The organism is Plantactinospora siamensis, from assembly GCF_042434095.1.
Taxonomy (GTDB): domain Bacteria; phylum Actinomycetota; class Actinomycetes; order Mycobacteriales; family Micromonosporaceae; genus KBS50.
Map to the genome: position 1 here is coordinate 212054 of NZ_JBHLUE010000034.1, position 21434 is coordinate 233487.

Consider the following 21434-nt stretch of genomic DNA (forward strand, 5'->3'; position numbering starts at 1 on the left):
GAACCGAAGTCATACGCTGCCGGAATGAAACCGACACCGCATATCCGGCTGGCCCGGCCCAGTCTGGACCTGGCCGCCGCCGAACGGTTCTGGGTCGACGGCCTGGGCCTGTCGGTGCTGTGGCGCAGCGCCGAGGTCGGGCCCGGCGAGCACGATTTGCTGATGGTGGGCTGGCCGGGCGGCCCCTGGCACCTGGAGCTGGTGGGCGGGCCGAACCTGGCCGAGCCGCCCCGACCGACCGAGGACGACCTGCTGGTCCTCTACCTCGCCGGCCCGGTCCGGGACGGCCTGGTGGATCGCCTGGTACGGGCCGGCGGCACGCGGGTCTCCGGCGGCCCGTACTGGGACCGGTGGGGGGTGACGATCGCCGACCCGGACGGCTACCGGTTGGTGCTCAGCAGCCGGTCCTGGTCGAGCGAGCCGTGAGGGGTCACTTCTTCGACATCAGCGATCGGGCGAAGAAGGCCACGTTGGCCGGGCGCTCGGCGAGCCGCCGCATCAGGTAGCCGTACCACTCGTCGCCGTACGGGACGTACACCCGGACGGTGTGGCCCTCGCTGGCCAGCCGGGTCTGCTCGTCCGGCCGGATCCCGTACAGCATCTGGAACTCGAAGGAGTCGGGCGTGCGGTCGTACCATCGGGCCCGCTCCTGGCCGATCGCGATGAGCCGGGGGTCATGGGTGGCGAGCATCGGGTAACCGTCGCCGGCCATCAGCACGTTGAGGCAGCGAACGTACGACTTGTCCACGTCGCTCGCCGACTGGTACGCCACCGATTCGGGCTCCTTGTAAGCGCCCTTGCACAGCCGCACCCGGGAACCGGCCCCGGCCAGCTCGCGGCAGTCCGACTCGGTGCGCCGCAGGTACGCCTGGAGCACCGCGCCGGTGCTGGGGTGGTCCGCCCGCAGCTTCGCCAGGATGTCCAGCGTCGAGTCGGTGGTGGTGTGGTCCTCCATGTCCAACGTGACCGTGGTGCCGGCCTCGGCGGCGGCCGCACAGATCAGCCGGGCGTTCTCGTACGCCAGCTTCTCGTCGAAGGCCTGGCCGACGGCCGACAGCTTCACGCTGACCTCCGCCGAGCCGGTCAGCCCGGCGGCTCGCAGCACGGCCAGGAGTTCGAGGTACGCCTCCCGGACGGCGGTGGCCTGCTCCGCCGTGACGGTGTCCTCGCCCAGGTGGTCGAGGGTGACGGTGAGACCTGCGGTGACGAGCTCGCGGGTGGCGCGCAGCGCGTCGTCGGGGGTGGTGCCGGCGACGAACCGGCGCACGACGTCCCGGGTGTACGGGGCGGTCGCGACGAGCCGCTCGACCCGGGATGACCGGGACGCGGCGAGGATGACCGATCGGAGCATGACCTGAGCCTAACGCCCGGTGAGACGGCCGGTCCGGGCGCCGGCGCGACCCCTGAACGGGCGCCCGCCAGCGGCCGGTCCGGGCGCCCGCGCGGCCCCTGAACGGGCGCCCGCCAGCGGCCGGTCCGGGCACCGGCGCGGGCCCGGGACGGGCGCCCACCGCCCGGGGCACCAACCGCTAGGAACGCCACGAAGGGGCCGAAACCACCTGCGGAGCCAAGGCCCTGTCGGGGGGCCGGCGGGGGCCGGCCGTGGCACGGGGAGGGGTCGATCCGGCCGGGAGTCGTCTACGGTTGTCGGGTGGACTTCGACGCGTACGCCCGGACCGGTGTTGACCTCGTCAACGCCCGGCTGGACGACCTCGACGGCCTGCGGGCCGTGTTCGGCGACGCCAACCCGTGGATGCGGGACGAGGTGGCCGAGCGGGATCTGGTGATCTTCCGGCGGGCGCAGAAGCGCCTGCGTGACGTATTCGAGCTGGGCACCTCCGGCCGGGACACCGAAGCCGTCGCCGAGCTGAACGCGCTGCTCGAGACGTACCCCGTGCAGCCCCGGATCTCGGGGCACGACTCCTTCGACTGGCACATGCACGTCACCAGCCGGGGTTCGTCGGTGGCCGCCGAGTTCATCGCCGGCGCGGCCTGGGGGCTGTCCGTCTGGCTGTGCGAGTTCGGCAGCTCCCGGTTCGGCGTCTGCGCCGACGACCGGTGCGGCAACGTCTACCTGGACACCTCGTCGAACTGCTGCCGGCGGTTCTGCTCGGAGCGGTGCGCCACCCGTTCGCACGTGGCGGCGCACCGGGCCCGGAAGCGGGCCGCCGTCGGCGAGCAGGCCGCCGGGGTCGGGCAGAACACCGGGGTTGGGCAGAACACCGGGGTCGGGCAGGCCGCCGGGGCCGGTCAGACCGCGGGCGCCGGACGCGCGCCGGCCGCCGTGCCGGCGCCGCTCACCCCCGTCGGCTGATCGCGGCCGCGATCACCGCCCGCACCTGCCCGGCCCGTCGGGCGCGGGCGTCCTGCCCGCCGGTACGCCTCAGCCGACCGTGCTGGTGGCCGCGAGGTGCTCGCGGGCGAACTCCAAGGACGCCCGCAGGTCCGCCTCGCGCTGCTCGCGGCTGCGCGCCCCGCGGGTGGCCACCTCCACGGCCACGGCGCCGGTGAAGCCGCGCCCGGCCAGCGAGGAGAGCAGCTCGGCGCAGGGCTGGTTGCCGCGCCCGGGCACCAGGTGCTCGTCGCGCCCCTCCCCCGTGCCGTCCCCGAGGTGGACGTGGGCGAGGCCGGCGCCCATCCGGTCGGCCATCTCCAGGCTGTCGTGGTGCGCGGCGGCGCAGTGCGACAGATCGAGGGTGTACGCCGAGTAGCCGGCCTCGGTCGGATCCCAGCCCGGGACGTACGGGACGAACTGCCGGCCGGCCATCCGGACCGGGTACATGTTCTCGACCGCGAAGCTCAGCCCGGGGTGCTCACCGGCCAGCCGGGCCACCCCGTCGCCGAACGTCCGCGCGTAGTCCCGCTGCCAGGTGAACGGCGGATGCACCACCACGGTGGGCGCCTCGAGGGTCTCGGCCAGCTCGGCCGCCCGGCGCAGCCGCTCCCACGGGTCGGAGCTCCACACCCGCTGGGTCACCAGCAGGCACGGGGCGTGCACCGACAGGACCGGCACGCCGTAGTGCTGGGAGAGCCCGCGGAGCGCCCCGGCGTCCTGGCTCACCGCGTCGGTCCAGACCATCACCTCGACACCGTCGTAGCCGAGCCGGGCGGCCAGCTCGAACGCCGCCGCGGTCGGCTCCGGGAAGACCGAGGAGCTGGACAGCAGGACCGGTACGCGGGAAGTCACGCCAATCAGCGTAGCCCCGTCCGCCACGGCCCACCCGCGCCGATGAACGCCGGGCCGCGACCGCCGGCGTCACCTGCCGTCGAGCTGGTCGAGCCGGCGCAGGATCACCCCTTCCCGGAGCGCCCACGGGCAGATGTCCAGCGAGTCGATGCCCAGCCGGCGCATTGTGGCCTCCGCCACCACGGCGCCGGCCAGCAGTTGGTGGGCCCGGCTCGCGCTCACCCCCTCCAGCTCGGACAGCTTGCTCGGCGGGATGTGCCGGATGAAGCCGATCACCTGGCGCAGCCCGTCGTGCGACAGCGAGCGGCGGGCCCACAGGCCGGCCCCGGACGGCGCCGCGCCGGCCAGCCGGGCCAGCGTGCGGAACGTCTTCGAGGTGGCCACCGTGCGTTCCCAGGCGATCTGACCGAGCTTGTCGGCGACCGGGTCGAGCGTCTCCTCGACGTACCGGTAGAGCTCGTCGATGGCCGCGGCCGGCGGCGGGGTGGCGGTCTCCGGCTGCACCCGGAGCCGGTCCCGGGTGAGCCGGCCCGCCCCCAGCGGTACGGAGAGCGCCAGGTCGGGATACTCGTCGACGCCCGCCGCCAGCTCCAGCGAGCCGCCGCCGATGTCCAGCACCAGCAGCCGGCCGGCGGACCAGCCGAACCAACGGCGGACGGCCAGGAAGGTCATCCGGGCCTCGTCGGCCCCGGGCAGGACGTGCAGGTGTACGCCGGTCTCCTTGCGTACCCGATTCAGCACCTGCGGCGCGTTGGTGGCGTCCCGGACGGCGGAGGTGGCGAAGGCCAGCAGGTCGTCCGTGCCCAGTCCCTCGGCCGCGGCCCTCGCCTCGGCCACCGCCGTGACCAGCGCCTTTTCGCCCCGAGACGTGAGCTCGCCGTCCGGGCCGATCTGCTCGGCCAGCCGCAGCACGGCCTTCTCCGAGTGCGCCGGCCAGGGGTGGGCGCCGCGATGCGCGTCGACCACGAGCAGGTGGACGGTGTTGGAGCCGACGTCGAGCACACCCAGCCGCATGCCATGACCCTAAGTCAATGGCCGCAATTCGCACGGTTGGCCAGCGCATCCGTGCCGGCGGCGTACGCTGACCGGGTGGCAGCCGGCTCCGAACTCCGCGTCCTGGTCGATGACGACGACGATCCCCGCAGCCGGGAGGTCGGGCTCGACTTCCCCCGGGAGTGGATCGAGTTCCTCGACCCGGCCGACGAGGAGCACCTGATCCGGGCCGACCTGACCTGGCTGCTGTCCCGATGGACCTGCGTGTTCGGCCGCGGATGCCACGGCATCATCGCCGGCCGCTCCGCCGACGGCTGCTGCTCGCACGGGGCATTCTTCACCGACGCGGACGACGAGAAGCGGGTCCGCGCGGCCGCGCGGCGGCTGACCCCGCAGACGTGGCAGCACCACCGCCGCGGCTTCCAGAACTGGACCGAGCTGGACTCGGTCGACGGCACCAAGCCGGCCCGGCGGACGGCCACCCGGGGCGAGGACGGGCCGTGCGTCTTCCTCAACGACGCCGATTTCCCGGGCGGCGGCGGCTGCGCGCTGCACGCCCAGGCGCTCCGGGACGGCGCCCACCCGCTGGAATACAAGCCCGACGTCTGCTGGCAACTGCCGGTCCGGCGCGACCAGGAGTGGAGCACCCGGCCCGACGGCACCAAGGTGCTGGTCTCGACGCTGGCCGAATTCGACCGCCGGGGCTGGGGAGCGGGCGGGCACGATCTGGACTGGTGGTGCACCTCGTCGCCGGATGCGCACGTCGGCCAGGAGCCGATGTACCAGTCGTACGCTCCGGAGCTGACCGCGCTGATCGGCGGGGCCGCGTACGAGCGGCTGGCCGAGCTGTGCGCGGCGCGCGTCCGGAGCGGCCTGATCGCGCCGCACCCGGCCTCGCCGAAGAAGCCGCCGTCCGCCCGGCCGGCGCCGCGGCTCTCCGGCGGTCGCGAACCGGCCACCCCGCCGCGTCAGCCGTAGCGGCACCGGTCAGGGCTCGAACTTGTAGCCCAGGCCGCGGACGGTGACGATGTGCCGGGGCGTCGACGGCTCCGGCTCGACCTTGGACCGCAGCCGCTTCACGTGTACGTCCAGCGTCTTCGTGTCGCCGACGTAGTCGGCGCCCCAGACCCGGTCGATCAGCTGGCCCCGGGTGAGCACCCGGCCGGCGTTGCGGAGCAGCAGTTCGAGCAGCTCGAACTCCTTGAGCGGCAGCTGCACGGTGCTGCCCTCGACGGTGACCACGTGCCGCTCGATGTCCATCCGCACGGGTCCGGCGGTGAGGGTGGCCGCCGCGGTCTCGGTGGCCTCGGGGGTCTGCCGGCGCAGCACCGCCCGGATCCGGGCCACCAGCTCGCGCGGAGAATACGGCTTGGTGACGTAGTCGTCCGCGCCGATCTCCAGGCCGACCACCTTGTCGATCTCACTGTCCCGGGCGGTGACCATGATGATCGGCACGGCCGACCGCTGTCGCAGCTGCCGGCACACCTCGGTGCCGGACATCTCGGGCAACATCAGGTCGAGCAGCACGATGTCCGCACCCGAGCGGTCGAACTCGGTGAGCGCGGCGGTGCCGGTCGCGGCGACCGACACCTCGAACCCCTCTTTGCGGAGCATGTACGACAAGGCGTCGGAGAACGACTCCTCGTCCTCGACCACGAGCACGCGGGCCAACGAAACGTTCCTTTCCTCGGATCCGGCCTAGCGGAGCGCGGCCGAACCGCTGTCGATATCAGCGGATGGTGGTGGCGGCAGGAAGGCATCGGGTGGGCGGGCCGGCAACCGCAGGGTGAACGTGGAGCCGCCGCCCAGCGTGCTGGCGACCTGCACCCGGCCGCCGTGGTTGGTGGCGATGTGTTTGACGATCGCCAGGCCGAGCCCGGTGCCGCCGGTGGACCGGGACCGCGCCTGGTCGGCCCGGTAGAACCGCTCGAAGATCCGGTTCACGTCGTCGGGCGCGATACCGATGCCCTGGTCGGTGACGGCGATCTCCAGCTGCTCGTCGTCGGCCGAGATGTCGATCGTCACCCGGGTGTCCTCGCCCGAGTACGCGATGGCGTTCTCGACCAGGTTGGTCACCGCCGTGGCGAGCTGGGAGTCGCTGCCGTACACGGTCTGCCCGCGCAGGCCCTCGACCTCGATCTCGATCCCGCGGGCGCTGGCGGTCGTCCGCGTCCGGTCCACCACCTCGGCCAGCACCCAGTCCAGCGAGACCGGCTCGGGCGCCGGCAGCGGCTCGGCGCCCTGCAGGCGGGTGAGTTCGAGCAGCTCGTTGACCAGCCGGCCGAGCCGGGCCGATTCACTGGAGATCCGCTCGGCGAAGCGGCGGGCCGCCGCCACATCCTCGGCCGCCGCCTCCGCGTCCGGGTGGTCGGCCGAGTCGGTGGCGTCGAGCAGCGCCTCGGCCAGCAGTTGCAGGGCGCCGATCGGAGTCTTGAGCTCGTGGCTCACGTTGGCCACGAAGTCGCGGCGCACCCGGGCCACCCGGTGCGCCTCGGTGACGTCGGCGGCCTCCACGGCGACGTACCCCTCGCCGATCCCCATGGCCCGCAGGTGCACGCCCAGCGGGTCCGAGCCGGAGTCGGCGCGGCCGCGCGGCAGGTCGAGCTCCACCTCGCGCCGCACGCCGGTCCGCCGGACCTGTCCGGCCAGGGTACGGATGATCGGGTGCGGCACCACGGTGCCCGGCTCGGGTCCGGTGCGCAGCAGCCCCATGGCCCGGGCGGCCGGGTTGATCAGCACCGGCAGCTCGTCCGGGCCGAGCACCACGACGCCGACCCGCAGCGAGTCGACGGTCCGGCGACCCAGCCCGGGCAGTCCGCTTGGAAGATCCTCTTCGATGGCCGCTCCCCCGTCCGCGAGGATGTCGAGGCGGCCGCGGCCGCCCGCGCCGGCCGCGATGGAGCGCCGGGCGCGGGCCATCAGCAGGGCCACGGCCAGCCCCAGCGCCAGCCCGGCCGCCAGCGCAGCCACGACGTACCCGGTCACGAGCCGATCGTAGATTCTTCGTTAACCGAGACACCACCTTAAAGAGGGCAAATCGGACCGAGCACCGGGAAAGTTAACCGGTCGGACCGGCCGAGTTCACCCCGCGGTTTCTCGCCGGGTTTCCGCCGACCTACCGTGAAAGCCGAGTTCGCCCATCCCTGCGGTTGACCCTCCCCGGTGCCGCCCGAAACACAGGAAGTGATCATGCGCGAGGAGTTCCGGGCAGATCTGCACATCGTCGCCCAGCTGCTGGTCGACATGGCCGAGTCGGTCCGTGCGGCCATGGGGCAGGCCACCAGGGCGCTGCTGACCGCCGACCGGACGGCGGCCGAGGAGGTCATCAGCGCCGACGCCGAGATCGACGCCACGTACCGCCAGGTCGAGGAGCGGGTCTGCGACGTGCTGGCGCGCCAGGCCCCGGTGGCGTCGGACCTGCGGGCGATGATCACCGCCCTGCACGTGGCCGCCGACCTCGAGCGGATGGGCGACCTGGCCGATCACGTGGCCAAGACCGCGCTGCGCCGGCACCCGTCCCCGGCCGTGCCCGCCGAGCTGCGGGCCGTCTTCACCGACATGTCGGGGGTGGCCGACCGGATGGCCGGCAAGATCGGCTCGGTGCTCGCCAAGCCGGACGCCGAGGTGGCCGCCGAACTGGACCGCGACGACGACGCCATGGACGATCTGCACCGCAGCCTGTTCGCGGTGCTGCTGAGGGACGACTGGCCGTACGGCGTGGAGACCGCCATCGACGCCACCCTGCTGGGCCGCTTCTACGAGCGGTTCGCCGACCACGCCGTGAACGCCGGCGAACACGTCATCTACCTCATCACCGGCCAACCCACCGACCAGTGACCCATCCCGGCTGGGCAGCAGCACTCAAGCCGCTCAACACTGAGGTTCGCCGGCCCCGCCCACGTCGGGATCAAGCCTGACCGCCCAGAGTGGGCGGGGCCGGCGAACCTCCGACCCCTACCGCCCCTGGTTGGCGACGGCCGCCGCCGCCTCCTTCGCGGCCTCCGGGTCGAGGTAGGTCCCGCCGGTGGTGAGCGGTCGCAGGCTCGCGTCGAGGTCGTATCGCAGCGGGATGGCGGTCGGGATGTTCAGCTTGGCGATGGCCTCGTCGGAGATCTGGTCCAGGTGCTTGACCAGCGCCCGCAGCGAGTTGCCGTGCGCGGCCACCAGCACCGTCCGGCCGGCCAGCACGTCCGGCACGATGGAGTCGTACCAGTAGGGCAGCATCCGCTCGACGACGTCCTTGAGGCACTCGGTCCGGGGCATCAGCTCGGGCGGCAGCAGCGCGTACCGCGGGTCGCCGGCCTGGGACCACTCGTCGTCGTCCGCGATCGGCGGCGGCGGGGTGTCGTACGAGCGGCGCCAGAGCATGAACTGCTCCTCGCCGTACTCGTCGAGGGTCTGCTTCTTGTTCTTGCCCTGCAACGCGCCGTAGTGCCGCTCGTTGAGCCGCCACGAGCGGCGTACCGCGATCCAGTGCCGGTCGGCGGCGTTCAGGGACAGTTCGGCGGTCCGGATGGCCCGGCGCAGGACGCTGGTGTGCACCACGTCCGGCAGCAGACCGTGTTCGGCCATCAGCTCGCCACCGTGCCTGGCCTCGGCCTCGCCCTTGGCCGTCAGGTCCACGTCGACCCAACCGGTGAAGAGGTTCTTGGCGTTCCAGTCGCTCTCGCCGTGCCGCAGCAGCACCAGCGTGCCGATGGTGGCGCCCTCGCTCGCCACGGACCGGCCGGCCGATTCGCTCCTCGTGCTCCCAGTCATGGGCTCATCCTGCCCGACCCGCCCCGCGCGTACCCGACGGACCCGCTGGGTGGACGGTGACCGGCCGGCGTGACCACCGCCACGCCCGAATTCGGGTGACCGGGTCGGGGCCACGAGCCTAGGTTGTAAGTGATCGAACTTATTCGACTCATTACGCAACGGAGGTCGGCGGCGTGCGGTCGGTACGGGGATGGCTTCTCCAGACGACGGGCGGACTACCCGGATCATTCTGGTACCTCTGGACCGGCACCCTCATCAACAAGCTCGGCTCGTTCGTCCTGATCTTCCTGGCCATCTACCTGACCCGGGCGCGCGGCTTCACCGAGGTCCAGGCCGGCAGCGTGCTGGCGCTCTGGGGGGTCGGCGGCGCCGCCGGGACGATGCTCGGCGGGACCCTGGCCGACCGCTGGGGTCGCCGACCCACCCTGCTCACCGCCCAACTCGGCGGCGCGGCCATGATGGTGGGCCTGGGGCTCGCCCGCGACCTCTGGTCCGTCGCGCTCGGCGCCCTGCTGCTCGGGATGTTCGCCGAGGCCGCCCGGCCGGCGTTCGGGGCCATGATGATCGATGTCGTACCGGCCCGGGACCGGCTGCGCGCGTTCTCACTCAACTACTGGGCGATCAACCTGGGCTTCGCCTGCGCGGCCCTGCTCGCCGGGCTGGCGGCCGAGGCCAGTTATCTGCTGCTGTTCCTGGTGGACGCCGGCACCACGCTGATCACCGCGCTCATCGTCTTCATCAAGGTCGGCGAGACCCGCCCGTCCGGCGCGTACCGCCGACCGGTGCCGGCGCCAGGCGGCGGCGCTGATGGCGGCCGCGGCGCCGGCGGTGGCCGCGGCGGGCTGCGGACCGTCGCCACCGACCGGGTGTTCCTCGGGTTCGTGGCGCTCAACCTGTTCTCGGCCATGGTGTTCCTGCAGCACGTCTCGATGCTGCCGATCGCGATGACCGACGACGCGCTCGCGCCCTCGACGTACGGCTCGGTGATCGCGCTCAACGGCGTGCTGATCGTGGTGGGCCAGCTGTTCGTGCCCCGCCTCATCCGCGGCCGGAACCGGTCCCAGGTGCTCGCCGTGGCCGCCGTGGTGATGGGCGCCGGCTTCGGACTCACCGCCCTCGCCGACACGGCCTGGCTGTACGCGCTGACCGTGCTGATCTGGACCCTCGGCGAGATGCTGAGCGCGCCCTCCAACTCCACCCTCATCGCCGAACTCTCGCCGGCCGCGCATCGCGGGCGCTACCAGGGCGTCTTCTCGCTGTCCTGGCAGATCGCCGGTGCCGCGGCCCCGATCGTGGGCGGCCTGGTCCGGCAGCGACAGGGCAACGCCGCGCTCTGGCTCGGCTGCGCGGCGCTCGGCCTGCTGGTGGCGTTGGCCCACCTGATCTCCGGACCGGCCCGGGAACGGCAGGCCGCCGCGCTTGTGGCCAGCACATCCGGTACGCCGCGGACCGCGCCGCCCGCGCCGCGCAGCGCGGCGGTCCCGGCCGCCGCCGCCGGCTCGGGGGATGCTGCTGGCCCGGCGAGCTCGGCCGGCCCGGCCGACGATGCCGGCGCGGCAGGCGTCCCGGCGACGTCGGGGGATCCGGTCGGCGCGGTGGTCGCGTCGGGTGCGACGGCCGCGGTGGTCGCGGTGGTCGCGTCGGACACCGGTCTCGGGGCGAGCGCGACGGTCCCGGCAGACACGACGGCCGCGGCGGACGCGACGGACGCGACGGCCGCGGCGGACGCGACGGCCGCGGCGGACGCGATGGCCGCGGCGGACGCGGTGGCCGCGGCGGACGCGGCGGACACCGCTGTCGGGGCGAGCGCGGCGGTCCCGGCGGACGCGACGGCGGTCCCGGCGGACACGGCGGACGCGGCGGGCACCGCTGTCGGGGCGAGCGCGGCGGACACGACGGCCCCGGCGGACGCGATGACGGTCGCGGCGGACGCGGCGATTTCGCTGGCGGCACCGCCCGAGGCGGCCGACGGTGCGGCGGTCGGGCCGGCGGGCGGGGATGCGGCGGTCGGGCCGAAGGCCGAAAACTCGGCGGTCGGGCCGAAGGCCGAAGGCTCGGCGGTCGGGCCGAAGGTCGAGTGCTTGGCAGCCGGTTCGGCGGCCGAGGCGGCCGACCGGGTCGCTGCCGGACCGGGCGGCGGACGGCGACCCTGATCGCCTGGTTCGCCGAATATGAATCTTGGACCGAAACCGTTCTCGGCGAACGGTTTCGGTCCAAGATCTCCCAGTCGGGCCGCCCGTCAGGTCAGCCAGCAGAGCCGGCAACCGCGGGAATGCGTACGGCTGGGTGGGGCCGGCGGCGGCGGGCGACGCTCACCCCCGTAAGCGTCGCCCGCTCACACCGCCGGTCATCAGGTGGCGCGCCGTCCCCCAACGGCGGGATGCCACCTCCAGGCGCCACTGCTCGGTTCTGCGCGAACCACGGCTCCCCCGAGCCGTTTCGAGCGCGGCGCGTGCAATAACGTTAGAGGTCCCCTGGAATACCCCACAACCCGGCTTCCATGTTCTGCGGGTCACACCAGGAGCGTGCTTTCCGGGCACTCGGTCATAACCGGCCGGCCCGCCCGGGCATTCCCGGAGCATCACGCATCTTCCCGGTGCGGCGATTCGGTACGGAAGAAGTTGCTCTGCCCGCCGTTCGACCGCTCCTCCTGGTAGATGAAGTTCAGCTGCCGCAGATCGAACGTGTCGAACCACTCGTCCCAGGTGATCGGCCTGATCCGGCCGCTCTCCCGGTAGCCCGGGAAGTCGAACGTGAGCACCCCGGCTCGGCCATCCCGCTCCGTACCGGAGATGGTCGCCGGCTCGGCCCGGCGGTCACTGGCCCACCGCCGGATGACGTCGTGGTTCGTGGTCACCAGGCTGCGACCCGGGCGGTCCGGGCTGTCGTCGGGCGAGGCGATCCGCTGCGCGTACTGCAGGGACCGGGACGTGCCTTCGCCCTCGCGGATGCCGCCCTCGCCGGTCCGGGCCTTGGGCGCCGCGCCCGCGGTCCCGGCGCCGGCCGAGGGCGCCTTGCGAGCGGTCGCGGTCGTCTTCCGGGGGACGGCGCTGGACTTCGCGGCGGTCCCGGCCGGCTTGCGGCCGGTGGCGGCCGACGTCCGCTTGCTGGCCGGCGCCGTCCGCTTGGCGGTCGCCGACGACGTCCGCTTCGTGGCCGTCGAGGCCCGCTTGGTCGCCGTCGAGGCCCGCTTCGTGGCCGGCGAGGCTTGCTTTGTGGCCGGCGAGGCTTGCTTCGTGGCCGTCGACGTCCGCTTGGCGGCGGGCGTCCGCTTCGTCGCTGAAGCCGCGGACGTCCGCTTCGCAGCCGATGTCCGCTTGGTGGCGGCCGATGTCCGCTTCGCCGGGGCACGCTTGGTGGCGGCCGACGTCCGCTTCGCCGGGGCACGCTTGGTGGCGGCCGATGTCCGCTTCGCCGGGGCACGCTTGGTGGCGGCCGACGTCCGCTTCGCGGCGGTGGTTCGCTTGGCCGCGGTGCCGGTGGTTCGCTTGGCCGCGGTGCCGGTGGTTCGCTTGGCCGCGGTGCCGGTGGTCCGCTTCGCGGCGGCGGTCGTCCGCTTCGTCGTGCCGGGACGGCTGGCGGCCGTCGTCCGCTTCGCGGTCGTCGTCCCCCTCGCGGCGGTCGTCCGCTTCGCGGCGGTCGTCCGCTTCGCGGCGGTCGTCCGCTTCGTGGCGTTGGTCCGCTTCGCCGTGCCGGAACGCTTGGCGGCCGTCGTCCGCTTCGCCGCGGACGTCCGCTTGGCGGTCGAGGTGCGTGGGGCGGACCCGGCCGTCCGGCCGGCGGATTTGGCCCGGGCCGTGGCCGTCGACCGCTTCCGGGCGGCCGGCTTCGCCGCCGCCGCTCCGCGGCCGCCAGGCTTCGCCGCGCCGGACCGTCCGGCCGGACCGGTACGGCCCCGGCCCTCCGCTCGCATGGTCCGGACGAGGGTGTTCACCAGCTCGTCCTTGCGCAGCCCGGAGATGCCGGTGACGCCACGCCGGCGCAACCGGTTCCGGATCTCGTCCGCGCGCAGTTGGGCAATGTCATTCTTGGCGACTCCGGACGAACCGGCCGACCGGCCGCCAGACCGGGTGCTGGTGCCGCCACGGGTCGAAGGGTTCCGCTGAGCCATCGAGGATCTCCCGCTCCCTTGACAGGTGTCCTGACGCCGGTGACCCGCGCCGCTCCCGGTGCCGGTCACCCGGCGCCGCATACCCGTCACGCCGCGTCCGAACCTCCATCGGGCCGATCGCCCGGCGCGGTCCGAGCGGTCCCCGAAGGCTCGAAGAGGTGCGCGAACGCCTGCAGGTTCGCCAGCGACTCGCCGCGCTTCACCCGCCACTCCCACTCGCGCCGGATGGCCGTGCCGAAGCCGATCTCGAGCATCGTGTCGAACGACTCATCCGCGTACGTGAGGACCGAACCGAGCAACCGGTCGAGTTCCTCCTCGGTGACCCCGGACAGCCCGACCCGTCCGGTCAGGTAGACGTCGCCCGCCGCGTCGATGGAGAACGCCACCCCGTACATTCGGGAGTTGCGCTGGAGCAGCCAGGCCCAGAGCTCCTCGCGACGCTCGTCCGGCTGCCGCATCACGAACGCCTCGACCCGCAGCGCGTGCTCGCCCACAATGAGGTTGCAGACCGTCTTGAGCTTGTGGGTGCCCGGCAGGGTCACCGCGTACGACAGCTCGCCGGTCGGCTCGCACGGCAGCTCCCGCTCGGCGCAGACCCGCTCGATGAGGGCGGCGATCCGGGCGGGTACGGAGTCGGTGGTCGTCATTCGAGCATTGTTACCCAGCGGTACGCGGTCCGACCCCGCCGCCCCGCTCGACGAGGGCGTCGGCGCGTTAACAAGGGGCCCTTCCTATACCGAAAGCGATAACAAGGGGCCCTTCCTTGCGCTCAGCCGGCGCCGAGGGCGGCGGCGTCGCCGGCCAGCCGGCGGGTCAGCCGGGCCCGGTGCTCGGCCACCGCGTCCCGGTACACGGCGAGCAGCCCGCTGGCGGTGCGCGACCAGGAGAAGTTGGCGGCGTGCCGCGCGGCCCCCCGGCCGAGGACCAGCCGGCGGGCGGGCGCGGCCAGCAGCTCGGCGAGGGCCCGCGCCCAGTCGTCCGCGTCGTGGCCGGCCACCAACCGGCCGCTCACGCCGTCGCGTACCGCGGTCACCAGGCCGCCCACGGCGGCGGCCAGCACGGGGGTCCCACAGGCCTGCGCCTCCAGCGCGACCAGGCCGAAGGATTCGTTGTACGAGGGCACCGCGACCACGTCGGCCGCGCGGTACAGCGCCGCCAGGTCCTCGCCGGTCTGCGGGGGCAGGAAGCGGACCGTCCGGGAGATGCCCAGCGCGGCGGTCAGCTCGATCAGGCTGGTGGGCCGGTCCAGCCCGCTGCCGCTGGGGCCGCCGGCCACCACCACGGTCAGCTCGTCGACGAGCCGCGGGTCCCGGTCCCGCAGCGCGGCCACGGCCCGCAGCAGCACGTCCGGCGCCTTGAGCGGCTGGATCCGGCCGACGAAGGCGACCACGTTGCCGCCCTCGGGCAGCCCCAGCCGGCGCCGCGCCGCCACCCGGGCCGCGGCCTCGCTGCCGGCGGCCACCGGGCGGAACCGGTCCAGGTCGACGCCCGGCTCCACCACGGCCACCAGCCGCGGGTCGGCGCCGTACCGGCCGATCAGGTCCTGCTCCTCGAACGACGTGTTGGCGACCAGCCGGTCCGCCTCGGCCACCACCTGCTCCTCGCCGATGACCCGGGCCCGCGGCTCCGGCCGGTCCCCGCTGGCCAGGCGGGCGTTCTTGACCTTCGCGAGGGTGTGCGCCGTGTGCACGAGCGGCACCCCCCAGCGCTCCTTGGCGAGCCAGCCCACCTGGCCGGAGAGCCAGTAGTGCGAGTGGATCAGGTCGTAGTGGCCGGGCGGGTGCGCGGCCTCGGCCCGGAGCACGCCGGTGGTGAAGGCGCAGAGCTGGGCCGGAAGTTCCTCCTTGGACAGCCCCTCGAGCGGGCCGGCCATCACGTGCCGGACCCGGACCCCGGGTGCCATCTCGACCACCGGCGGGAGGTCACCGGCGGTCGCCCGGGTGAAGATCTCGACCTCGACACCCTGCTCGGCGAGCCGGCGGGAGACCTCCACGACGTAGACGTTCATGCCGCCGGCGTCTCCCGTGCCGGGTTGGTGCAGCGGGGAGGTGTGTACGGAGAGCACCGCGATGCGCCGGGGCGTCGGCCACGGTCGAGCACCTCGTTGCCGGGCCATTCCGCTGGGCAGTTCCGCCACATCCGCTCCTTATGCCGGGGTGCTGGATGACGCGCGCGGCTGGCGCCCCTCAGGTCAACCCCGACGCGGTATGCCATCTTCCCGATCGACGGCCGGGCATGCATCGCGCCGCCCCCCGCCTCGTGACGCAACTCATTCCGCGCCGGGCCGTCCGGGCCGGTGCGAAGCGGAGCCGGGCGGGCGTCCGGCGCTCCCCCGCGACGTGCGGAACAATGCTGCGATGACCTCGATCGCGATCGTCACCGGCGCCTCCAGCGGGATCGGCGCGGCCACCGCCCGCCGGCTGGCGGCCGAAGGATTCCACGTGCTCGCGGCGGCCCGGCGGGTCGAGCGGCTGGACGCGCTGGTCCGGGAGATCACCGCGGCGGGCGGCGCCGCCACCGCGGTGGCCTGCGACATCACCTCGGACGAGTCGGTGGCCGGGCTGGCCGCCGCGGCGGACCGGCTGCCGCACCCGGTCACCCTGCTGGTCAACAACGCCGGCGGGGCGCGCGGGATGGACCCGGTGGCCAGCGGCTCGGTGGCCGACTGGCAGTGGATGTACGAGGTGAACGTGCTCGGCACGCTGCGGGTGACCCAGGCCGTGCTGCCGCTGCTGGACGCCTCGGGCGCGGGGACAGTGGTGGTGATCTCCTCGACGGCCGGCCTGGTGGTGTACGAGGGCGGCGGCGGCTATACGGCCGCCAAGCACGGGCAGACGGCGCTGGCCGAGACCCTGCGGCTGGAGTTGTGCGGCCGGCCGGTCCGGGTGATCGAGATCGATCCGGGCATGGTGCGTACCGACGAGTTCAGCCTGCTGCGCTACGGCGGCGACGCCGAGAAGGCGGCCGCGGTCTACCGCGGCGTGCCGGAGCCGCTGGTGGCCGAGGACGTCGCGGACTGCGTGGCCTGGTGCGCCACCCGGCCGCAGCACGTCAACATCGACCGGCTCGTGGTCCGCCCGCTGGCCCAGGCCGCCCAGCACAAGGTGCACCGCGTCGAGTGAGCGGACCGGCGGTACGGTGAGCCGGGTGGGATCCAGTCCGGCGCGCCGACCGGTGGGCACGATCACCCGGGGCACCACCAACCCGAACCGGTTGCGCCGGGTGGACAACTGGATCGCGTACCGGCTCGCCGGCCCGTTGCGGGACGCGCCGGAGCCGCTCGTGGTCGATCTGGGCTTCGGCGCCACCCCGGTCACGGCCGTCGAGCTGCGCGCCCGGCTGGCCGCCGCGGTCCGCCCGGACGTCCGGGTGGTGGGTCTGGAGATCGATCCCGTACGCGTCGCCGCCGCCGAGCCGGCCGCGGACCCCCCGGGGCTCACCTTTGCCCGGGGCGGCTTCGAACTGGCCGGCCTGCGCCCGGTGGTGGTCCGGGCGTTCAACGTGCTGCGCCAGTACGACGAGGCCGCGGTGGCCGCCGCGTGGCGGACGATGACGGACGCCCTCGCCCCGAACGGGGCGGTGGTGGAGGGCACCTGCGACGAGCTGGGCAGGCTGGCCGGCTGGGTGCTGCTGGACGCCGGCGGTCCCCGCTCGCTCACCCTGGCCGCCCGGCTGGCCAACCTGGATTCGCCGGCCTCGCTGGCCGAGCGCCTGCCCAAGGCGCTGATCCACCGCAACGTTCCGGGCACCGGCGTACACGGGCTGGTGCGGGCGCTCGACGACGCCTGGCGGGACGCCGCGCCGTACGCGACGTTCGGCCCCCGGCAGCGGTGGCTGCGCGCGGTCGGCGCGGTGCGCGCGGCCGGCTGGCCGGTGCTGGACCGGCCGAACCGGTGGCGGCGCGGCGAGCTGACCGTCGACTGGGCGGCCGTCGCCAAATAGGCCGCTCAGAGGGCGCAGTTGACCATGATGGGCTCGGGGTGCAGCGTCACGCCGAACCGGTCCCGTACCCCGTCCCGGATTTCCCGGGCCAGCCCGAGCAGCGCCGCCGTGGAGTCGCCGGTCGGGTTGGTGAGCGCGAGCGTGTGCTTGGACGAGATGGCCACCCCGCCCGGACCGGGGTGTCCCTTGCCGAACCCGGCCCGCTCGATCAGCCAGGCGGCGCTGACCTTGACCACCCCGTTCGCCCCGGGCCACGAGGCCGGTTCGCCGAGGCCGGCGTCCGCGGCCCGCCGGCGCAGCGTCTCGTACGCGCGGCCGTCGAGCACCGGATTCGTGAAGAACGAGCCGGCCGAGCGGGTGTCCGGGTCGGCCGGGTCGAGCACCATGCCCTTGCCGGCACGCAAGCCCAGGACCGCCTCGCGGGCCCGGGCCAGTTCCACCCGTTCGCCCTGGTCCACGCCCAGCCGGCGGGCCAGTTCGGCGTACCGCACCGGCGCGGACAGCGGCGAGCGGGCCAGGGTGAAGTCGACGCTCAGCAGGGCCCAGCGGTCGCTGTGCCGGAACACGCTGGACCGGTACGCGAAACCGCACTCCGCGGCGGTCATCCGGACGACCTCGTCGGCCACCCGGTCGTACGCCTCGACCGCGGAGATCGTCTCGGCCACCTCCTGGCCGTACGCGCCGACGTTCTGGATCGGCGTGGCGCCGCAGGAGCCGGGAATGCCGGACAGGCACTCGCATCCGGACAGGCCGGCCGCGACGGTCCGGGCCACGAACCCGTCCCACGACTCGCCCGCGGCGACCCGCAGCGTCACCGTCTCGGCCGTTTCGGCCACCGGCTCGATGCCGCGGGACCGGATCAGGACGACCGTTCCGGGGAAGCCGTCGTCGCCGATCACCACGTTACTGCCGCCGGCCAGCAGCAGAATCGGCTCCCCGGCGAACTGTGCCTGCTGTACGCTTTGCACTATTTCGTCCGAAGATTCGGCCGTCACGAGCCGGCGCGCCGCTCCCCCGAGCCGCAGCGTCGTGTACGGCGCCAGCGGCGAGGCCGGCGCCGGGTCTGCGGCAGGTGTCGGTTGGGCACTAACGTCTCGCACAACCTTCACCCTAGGCTGAGGGGCAGCCTGCCCACCGGCCGGTGGGGCAGGTCGTCCGGGAGGATCGCGATGAGCAGACTGCACGGCACCAAGGATTTCTGGATCGGAACGCTGCGGGCCGAGGGCCCGGCGTTCCGGGCCGCCGTCGCGGAAGCTCCCCCGGAGACACCGGTTCCGTCCTGTCCCGAGTGGACCACCGAGGACCTGACCCGGCACCTGGCCGGCGTCTATCACTGGGTGCGCGAACACGTCGGGCGCGGCGTCACCGGCGCGCCGACCCACCGGTACGCCGACGACGCCCTGCCGACCGGCGCCGAAACCCTGCAGTGGTGGCAGGACGAGTACGACCAGCTGATGGGCGTGCTCGACGGGCTCGACCCGGAGGCGCCGGCCTGGAACTGGGCCCCGCAGCCGAAGCGGGCCTCCTTCTGGCACCGCCGGATGGCGCACGAGACCGCCGTGCACCGCTGGGACGCCCAGATGGCGCTGGCCGCCGCCGAGCCGATCGAGACCAAGCTCGCCGCCGACGGGGTGAGCGAGGTGCTGGACAGCTGGCTGCCCGCCGGCCGGCGGCGCGAGCCCGGGCCCTGGCAGGGCGTCGCCCAGCTGGTGGCGCAGGACGCGGCCCAGGAGTGGTACCTGCGGCTGCGCGGCCAGGGCGTGGCGCTGCTGGACACCGGCACGATCCTGGACGACGACGACCACCACGCCCGGGTGCACGCCGTGGGCAGCGCGAGCGACCTGCTGCTGGCGCTCTATGGCCGGGTCGACCTCGACGTCCTGGAGATCACCGGCGACGCGGCGCTGCTGCGGGGGTTGCGGGTCAGCTGATTCCCGGCCCGGGACGAGACGGTGGCCCGGGACGCAACCGCTGGGCCGCCTCGAACGCGGACCGGCCGTACAGCACCAGGCGCGCCTCGGTGACACCGGCCGGATCCGCGGCGTCGAGCACGGACAACGCCTGCGCCACCGCGTCCTCGACCGGCCACCCGTAGATGCCCGCCGAGATCAGCGGGAACGCCACGGTGGCGGCGCCCAGCTCGGTCGCCACCCGCAGGCTGTTCGCGTAGCAGTCCCGCAGCAACGGCGAGCGGTCCTCGGTGGCCGACCAGACCGGCCCGACCGTGTGGATCACCCAGCGGGCCGGCAGGTCGCCAGCCGTGGTGGCCACCGCCTGGCCGGTCGGCAGGCCGCGGCCGTACCGAGCGGCGCGCAGCCGGCGGCACTCGTTGAGAATCGCCGGCCCGCCCCGGCGGTGGATCGCCCCGTCCACCCCGCCGCCGCCCAGCAGGCTGGAGTTGGCGGCGTTGACGATGGCGTCCACCCGCTGCTCGGTGATGTCGCCCTCGACCAGCACGATCCGCATGTCACGCCTCCTGAACGGGCTGCCCGAGCGCGCGCCGGGACAGCAGGGTGGCGCCGGCCACGGCCGCCGGGGTCAGCAGCACGGCGCCGAGCGGGATGAGGAACGCCACGAACACGGCCACGCCGAAGCCGAGGGCCAGCGGCCGGTGGGTCCGCAGGATCCGGCGCCGGTCCGGCAGCCGCATGCCCCGCCGGTAGAACGCCGACCCGGCCAGCTCCAGGGCCAGAAACCAGCCGCCCACCAGGGCGCCCAGCACCGGTACGACGGTCTGGCCGACCACCGGGATGAACCCCGCGGCGAACAGCGGGATGCCGATCAGCACCGAGATCGCGATCAGCCGGACGGAGTCGGCCACGCTGCGCCGCAGCGACCGCCAGAACGGCACCTCGACCGCGTCGGGGACGCCGCCGTACCGCTCCTCCACCCGCTCGGAGATCTTCTCGTAGAACGGGTCGCCGATGGCCAGCGTGACCGCGGTGAACAGCAGCACGCTGAGCAGGCCGCCCACGCCGAGCAGCGCCAGCCCGGCCACCGTCCGGGCCAGGCTGCGGAGCCCCGGAGACCAGCCGTCCGCGAACGGGGTGAGCAGGGCGGCCAGGTCGTCCGCGAAGTACGCGAGGGCGACGAAGGCGCTGACGAACAGCGCGGCCGAGATCAGCGCCGGCACGATCCCCAGCAGGATGAGCCCCGGGTTGCGGGCGTACATCCCGAGGCCGCGCAGCAACAGGCCCACCCCGGAGGCGAACTGGCCGACCGGGCCGGCGACGGTACGCGATTTCACGAGGCGTGAGCCTAGCGATCGGCCGCCCGATCGGCGCGCCGCGTGTTTGCCGGGGGCCCTTCCTTTGCCGAAAGCGATAACAAGGGGCCTGGCGGACCCTCCGGCGACGCTTGCTGCGCCGGGCGCCCCCGGAGGGTCCGTCCTTCGCTCAACCGGGTGGTGGATGCGGCGGTCCACCGGGGTCGGCCGGAGGCGCCGCCGGCTGTTCGATTCGGCGGGCTCGCCGGGTCGGAATGCTGGACGCAGCACTTCACACGGGAGGAAGGGCGTTGCCGATGTCCGTCATCGAGGTCACCGACCTGCGCAAGAGCTACGGCGATCAGGTCGCCGTACGCGATGTCTCGTTCGCGGTCGAGCGGGGTGAGATCTTCGGCATCCTGGGCCCCAACGGCGCCGGCAAGACCACCACCGTGGAGTGCGTCGGGGGGCTGCGGGTCCCGGACGCGGGCGCCATCTCGGTGCTCGGCCTGGATCCGCGGCGCCACCCCGGCGAGCTGCGCCAGCGGCTGGGCATCCAGTTGCAGGAAAGTCAGCTGCCGGACCGGATGCGGGCCGGCGAGGCGCTGGAGCTGTACGCCTCGTTCTACCGAGACCCGGCCGATTGGCGCGAGCTGCTGGACCAGCTCGGCCTCGCCGGCAAGCGCGACACCCCGTACAAGCGGCTCTCCGGCGGCCAGAAGCAGCGGCTGTCGATCGCGCTGGCGCTGGTCGGCAACCCGCAGGTGGCCATCCTGGACGAGCTGACCACCGGGCTGGACCCGCAGGCCCGGCGGGACACCTGGGAGCTGATCGAGCAGGTGCGGGCGCGCGGCGTGACGATCGTGCTGGTCACCCACTTCATGGCGGAGGCCGAGCGGCTCTGCGACCGGCTCGCCGTGATCGACGCGGGCCGGGTGGTGGCCCTCGACACCCCCGCCGGGCTGGTCTCCCGGGTGGCGCCCGAGCAACGGATCCGGTTCCGGCCCTCGGCCGAGCTGGACGACGCGCTGCTCGACGAGCTGCCCGAGGTCACCTCGGTGTCCCGCAGCGGCGGCCAGGTGCTGGTCACCGGCACCGGAAACCTGCTGCACGCCGTCACCTCGGTGCTGGCCCGGCACCAGATCATCGCCGCCGACCTGCGGCTGGAGCAGGGCAGCCTCGACGACGCCTTCGTCGGGCTCACCGGCCACCCCATCGAGAACTGAGCTCAGGAGGCT

At 73.9% G+C, this 21434-nt stretch carries 19 protein-coding genes and 3 pseudogenes; 10 read left to right on the forward strand and 12 right to left on the reverse strand.

Annotated elements, in window-relative coordinates; all coding sequences use genetic code 11:
* Positions 1-24: 24 nt before the first annotated feature.
* The gene (locus tag ACFFHU_RS30075) at positions 25-426 is read left to right on the forward strand and encodes a VOC family protein (RefSeq protein ID WP_377343866.1); all 402 of its coding nucleotides are present in this window, start codon (positions 25-27) and stop codon (positions 424-426) included.
* Between the two features lie 4 nt (positions 427-430).
* Here ACFFHU_RS30075 and ACFFHU_RS30080 read toward each other — a convergent pair whose 3' ends face one another.
* The gene (locus ACFFHU_RS30080) at positions 431-1351 is read right to left on the reverse strand and encodes a proline dehydrogenase family protein (protein WP_377343867.1); all 921 of its coding nucleotides are present in this window, start codon (positions 1349-1351) and stop codon (positions 431-433) included.
* Between the two features lie 300 nt (positions 1352-1651).
* Here ACFFHU_RS30080 and ACFFHU_RS30085 point away from each other — a divergent pair.
* Positions 1652-2206, forward strand: a pseudogene (locus ACFFHU_RS30085) (CGNR zinc finger domain-containing protein); the annotation flags it as partial.
* 177 nt (positions 2207-2383) lie between these two features.
* Here ACFFHU_RS30085 and ACFFHU_RS30090 read toward each other — a convergent pair.
* Both ACFFHU_RS30090 and ACFFHU_RS30095 read right to left on the reverse strand, forming a co-directional pair.
* Positions 2384-3187, reverse strand: a complete 804-nt coding sequence (locus ACFFHU_RS30090) for a sugar phosphate isomerase/epimerase family protein (protein ID WP_377343868.1) — start codon at positions 3185-3187, stop codon at positions 2384-2386.
* Positions 3188-3256: 69 nt separating this feature from the next.
* Positions 3257-4201, reverse strand: coding sequence for a Ppx/GppA phosphatase family protein (locus ACFFHU_RS30095; RefSeq protein WP_377343870.1), 945 nt, complete (start codon positions 4199-4201; stop codon positions 3257-3259).
* A 75-nt stretch (positions 4202-4276) separates the two neighbouring features.
* On the opposite strand from ACFFHU_RS30095, the gene ACFFHU_RS30100 reads away from it, so the two are divergent.
* Entirely contained in the window at positions 4277-5158 is an 882-nt protein-coding gene (locus ACFFHU_RS30100) for a DUF3109 family protein (RefSeq protein ID WP_377343871.1), read from the forward strand.
* 9 nt (positions 5159-5167) lie between these two features.
* Here the strand turns inward: ACFFHU_RS30100 and ACFFHU_RS30105 are convergent, their stop codons facing one another.
* Together ACFFHU_RS30105 and ACFFHU_RS30110 are read right to left on the reverse strand one after the other, a co-directional pair.
* The gene (locus tag ACFFHU_RS30105; RefSeq protein WP_377343873.1) at positions 5168-5851 is read right to left on the reverse strand and encodes a response regulator transcription factor; all 684 of its coding nucleotides are present in this window, start codon (positions 5849-5851) and stop codon (positions 5168-5170) included.
* Between the two features lie 27 nt (positions 5852-5878).
* Positions 5879-7099 carry a sensor histidine kinase gene (locus ACFFHU_RS30110; protein WP_377344072.1) on the reverse strand — a complete coding sequence of 407 codons (1221 nt, stop codon included), beginning with the start codon at positions 7097-7099 and terminating at the stop codon, positions 5879-5881.
* A 270-nt stretch (positions 7100-7369) separates the two neighbouring features.
* Here ACFFHU_RS30110 and phoU point away from each other — a divergent pair, with 270 nt between their 5' ends.
* Positions 7370-8017 carry a phosphate signaling complex protein PhoU gene (phoU, locus tag ACFFHU_RS30115; RefSeq protein WP_377343874.1) on the forward strand — a complete coding sequence of 216 codons (648 nt, stop codon included), beginning with the start codon at positions 7370-7372 and terminating at the stop codon, positions 8015-8017.
* A 117-nt stretch (positions 8018-8134) separates the two neighbouring features.
* Here phoU and ACFFHU_RS30120 read toward each other — a convergent pair whose 3' ends face one another.
* Positions 8135-8938: a phosphoglyceromutase gene (locus tag ACFFHU_RS30120; protein WP_377343875.1), complete on the reverse strand. Its 804-nt coding sequence runs from the start codon at positions 8936-8938 to the stop codon at positions 8135-8137.
* 173 nt (positions 8939-9111) lie between these two features.
* On the opposite strand from ACFFHU_RS30120, the pseudogene ACFFHU_RS30125 reads away from it, so the two are divergent.
* A pseudogene (locus ACFFHU_RS30125) lies at positions 9112-10473 on the forward strand (MDR family MFS transporter); the annotation flags it as partial.
* A 1046-nt stretch (positions 10474-11519) separates the two neighbouring features.
* On the opposite strand, the pseudogene ACFFHU_RS31750 reads toward ACFFHU_RS30125, so the two are convergent.
* Positions 11520-11966: pseudogene (locus tag ACFFHU_RS31750) on the reverse strand (hypothetical protein); the annotation flags it as partial.
* Here ACFFHU_RS31750 and ACFFHU_RS30135 point away from each other — a divergent pair.
* The gene (locus ACFFHU_RS30135) at positions 11869-13044 is read left to right on the forward strand and encodes a phosphatidylglycerol lysyltransferase domain-containing protein (RefSeq protein WP_377343878.1); all 1176 of its coding nucleotides are present in this window, start codon (positions 11869-11871) and stop codon (positions 13042-13044) included. The pseudogene ACFFHU_RS31750 and the gene ACFFHU_RS30135 sit on opposite strands and share 98 nt — an antisense overlap.
* A gap of 91 nt (positions 13045-13135) precedes the next feature.
* Here the strand turns inward: ACFFHU_RS30135 and ACFFHU_RS30140 are convergent, their stop codons facing one another.
* Positions 13136-13696 (reverse strand): type III secretion system chaperone family protein, encoded by a 561-nt coding sequence (locus ACFFHU_RS30140; protein ID WP_377343879.1) that lies wholly within the window; start codon positions 13694-13696, stop codon positions 13136-13138.
* 122 nt (positions 13697-13818) lie between these two features.
* The gene (gene mshA / locus ACFFHU_RS30145) at positions 13819-15165 is read right to left on the reverse strand and encodes a D-inositol-3-phosphate glycosyltransferase (protein ID WP_377344074.1); all 1347 of its coding nucleotides are present in this window, start codon (positions 15163-15165) and stop codon (positions 13819-13821) included.
* A gap of 241 nt (positions 15166-15406) precedes the next feature.
* Here mshA and ACFFHU_RS30150 point away from each other — a divergent pair, with 241 nt between their 5' ends.
* The gene (locus tag ACFFHU_RS30150; protein WP_377343880.1) at positions 15407-16171 is read left to right on the forward strand and encodes an SDR family NAD(P)-dependent oxidoreductase; all 765 of its coding nucleotides are present in this window, start codon (positions 15407-15409) and stop codon (positions 16169-16171) included.
* Positions 16172-16196: 25 nt separating this feature from the next.
* Positions 16197-16991 (forward strand): class I SAM-dependent methyltransferase, encoded by a 795-nt coding sequence (locus ACFFHU_RS30155; RefSeq protein ID WP_377343881.1) that lies wholly within the window; start codon positions 16197-16199, stop codon positions 16989-16991.
* 5 nt (positions 16992-16996) lie between these two features.
* Here ACFFHU_RS30155 and ACFFHU_RS30160 read toward each other — a convergent pair whose 3' ends face one another.
* On the reverse strand, positions 16997-18091 hold the full coding sequence (locus ACFFHU_RS30160; RefSeq protein ID WP_377343882.1) for a UDP-N-acetylmuramate dehydrogenase: 1095 nt from the start codon (positions 18089-18091) through the stop codon (positions 16997-16999).
* Positions 18092-18160: 69 nt separating this feature from the next.
* Here ACFFHU_RS30160 and ACFFHU_RS30165 point away from each other — a divergent pair, with 69 nt between their 5' ends.
* Positions 18161-18922, forward strand: a complete 762-nt coding sequence (locus ACFFHU_RS30165; protein ID WP_377343883.1) for a maleylpyruvate isomerase family mycothiol-dependent enzyme — start codon at positions 18161-18163, stop codon at positions 18920-18922.
* Here ACFFHU_RS30165 and ACFFHU_RS30170 read toward each other — a convergent pair.
* Positions 18915-19457: an O-acetyl-ADP-ribose deacetylase gene (locus tag ACFFHU_RS30170; protein WP_377343886.1), complete on the reverse strand. Its 543-nt coding sequence runs from the start codon at positions 19455-19457 to the stop codon at positions 18915-18917. The genes ACFFHU_RS30165 and ACFFHU_RS30170 overlap by 8 nt on opposite strands.
* A gap of 1 nt (position 19458) precedes the next feature.
* Positions 19459-20238, reverse strand: a complete 780-nt coding sequence (locus tag ACFFHU_RS30175; RefSeq protein WP_377343887.1) for an EI24 domain-containing protein — start codon at positions 20236-20238, stop codon at positions 19459-19461.
* 275 nt (positions 20239-20513) lie between these two features.
* Between ACFFHU_RS30175 and ACFFHU_RS30180 the strand changes: the two genes are divergently transcribed.
* A complete protein-coding gene (locus ACFFHU_RS30180) occupies positions 20514-21422 on the forward strand; it encodes an ABC transporter ATP-binding protein (protein WP_377343888.1) in 909 nt (302 codons plus the stop codon).
* Positions 21423-21434 lie beyond the last annotated feature (12 nt).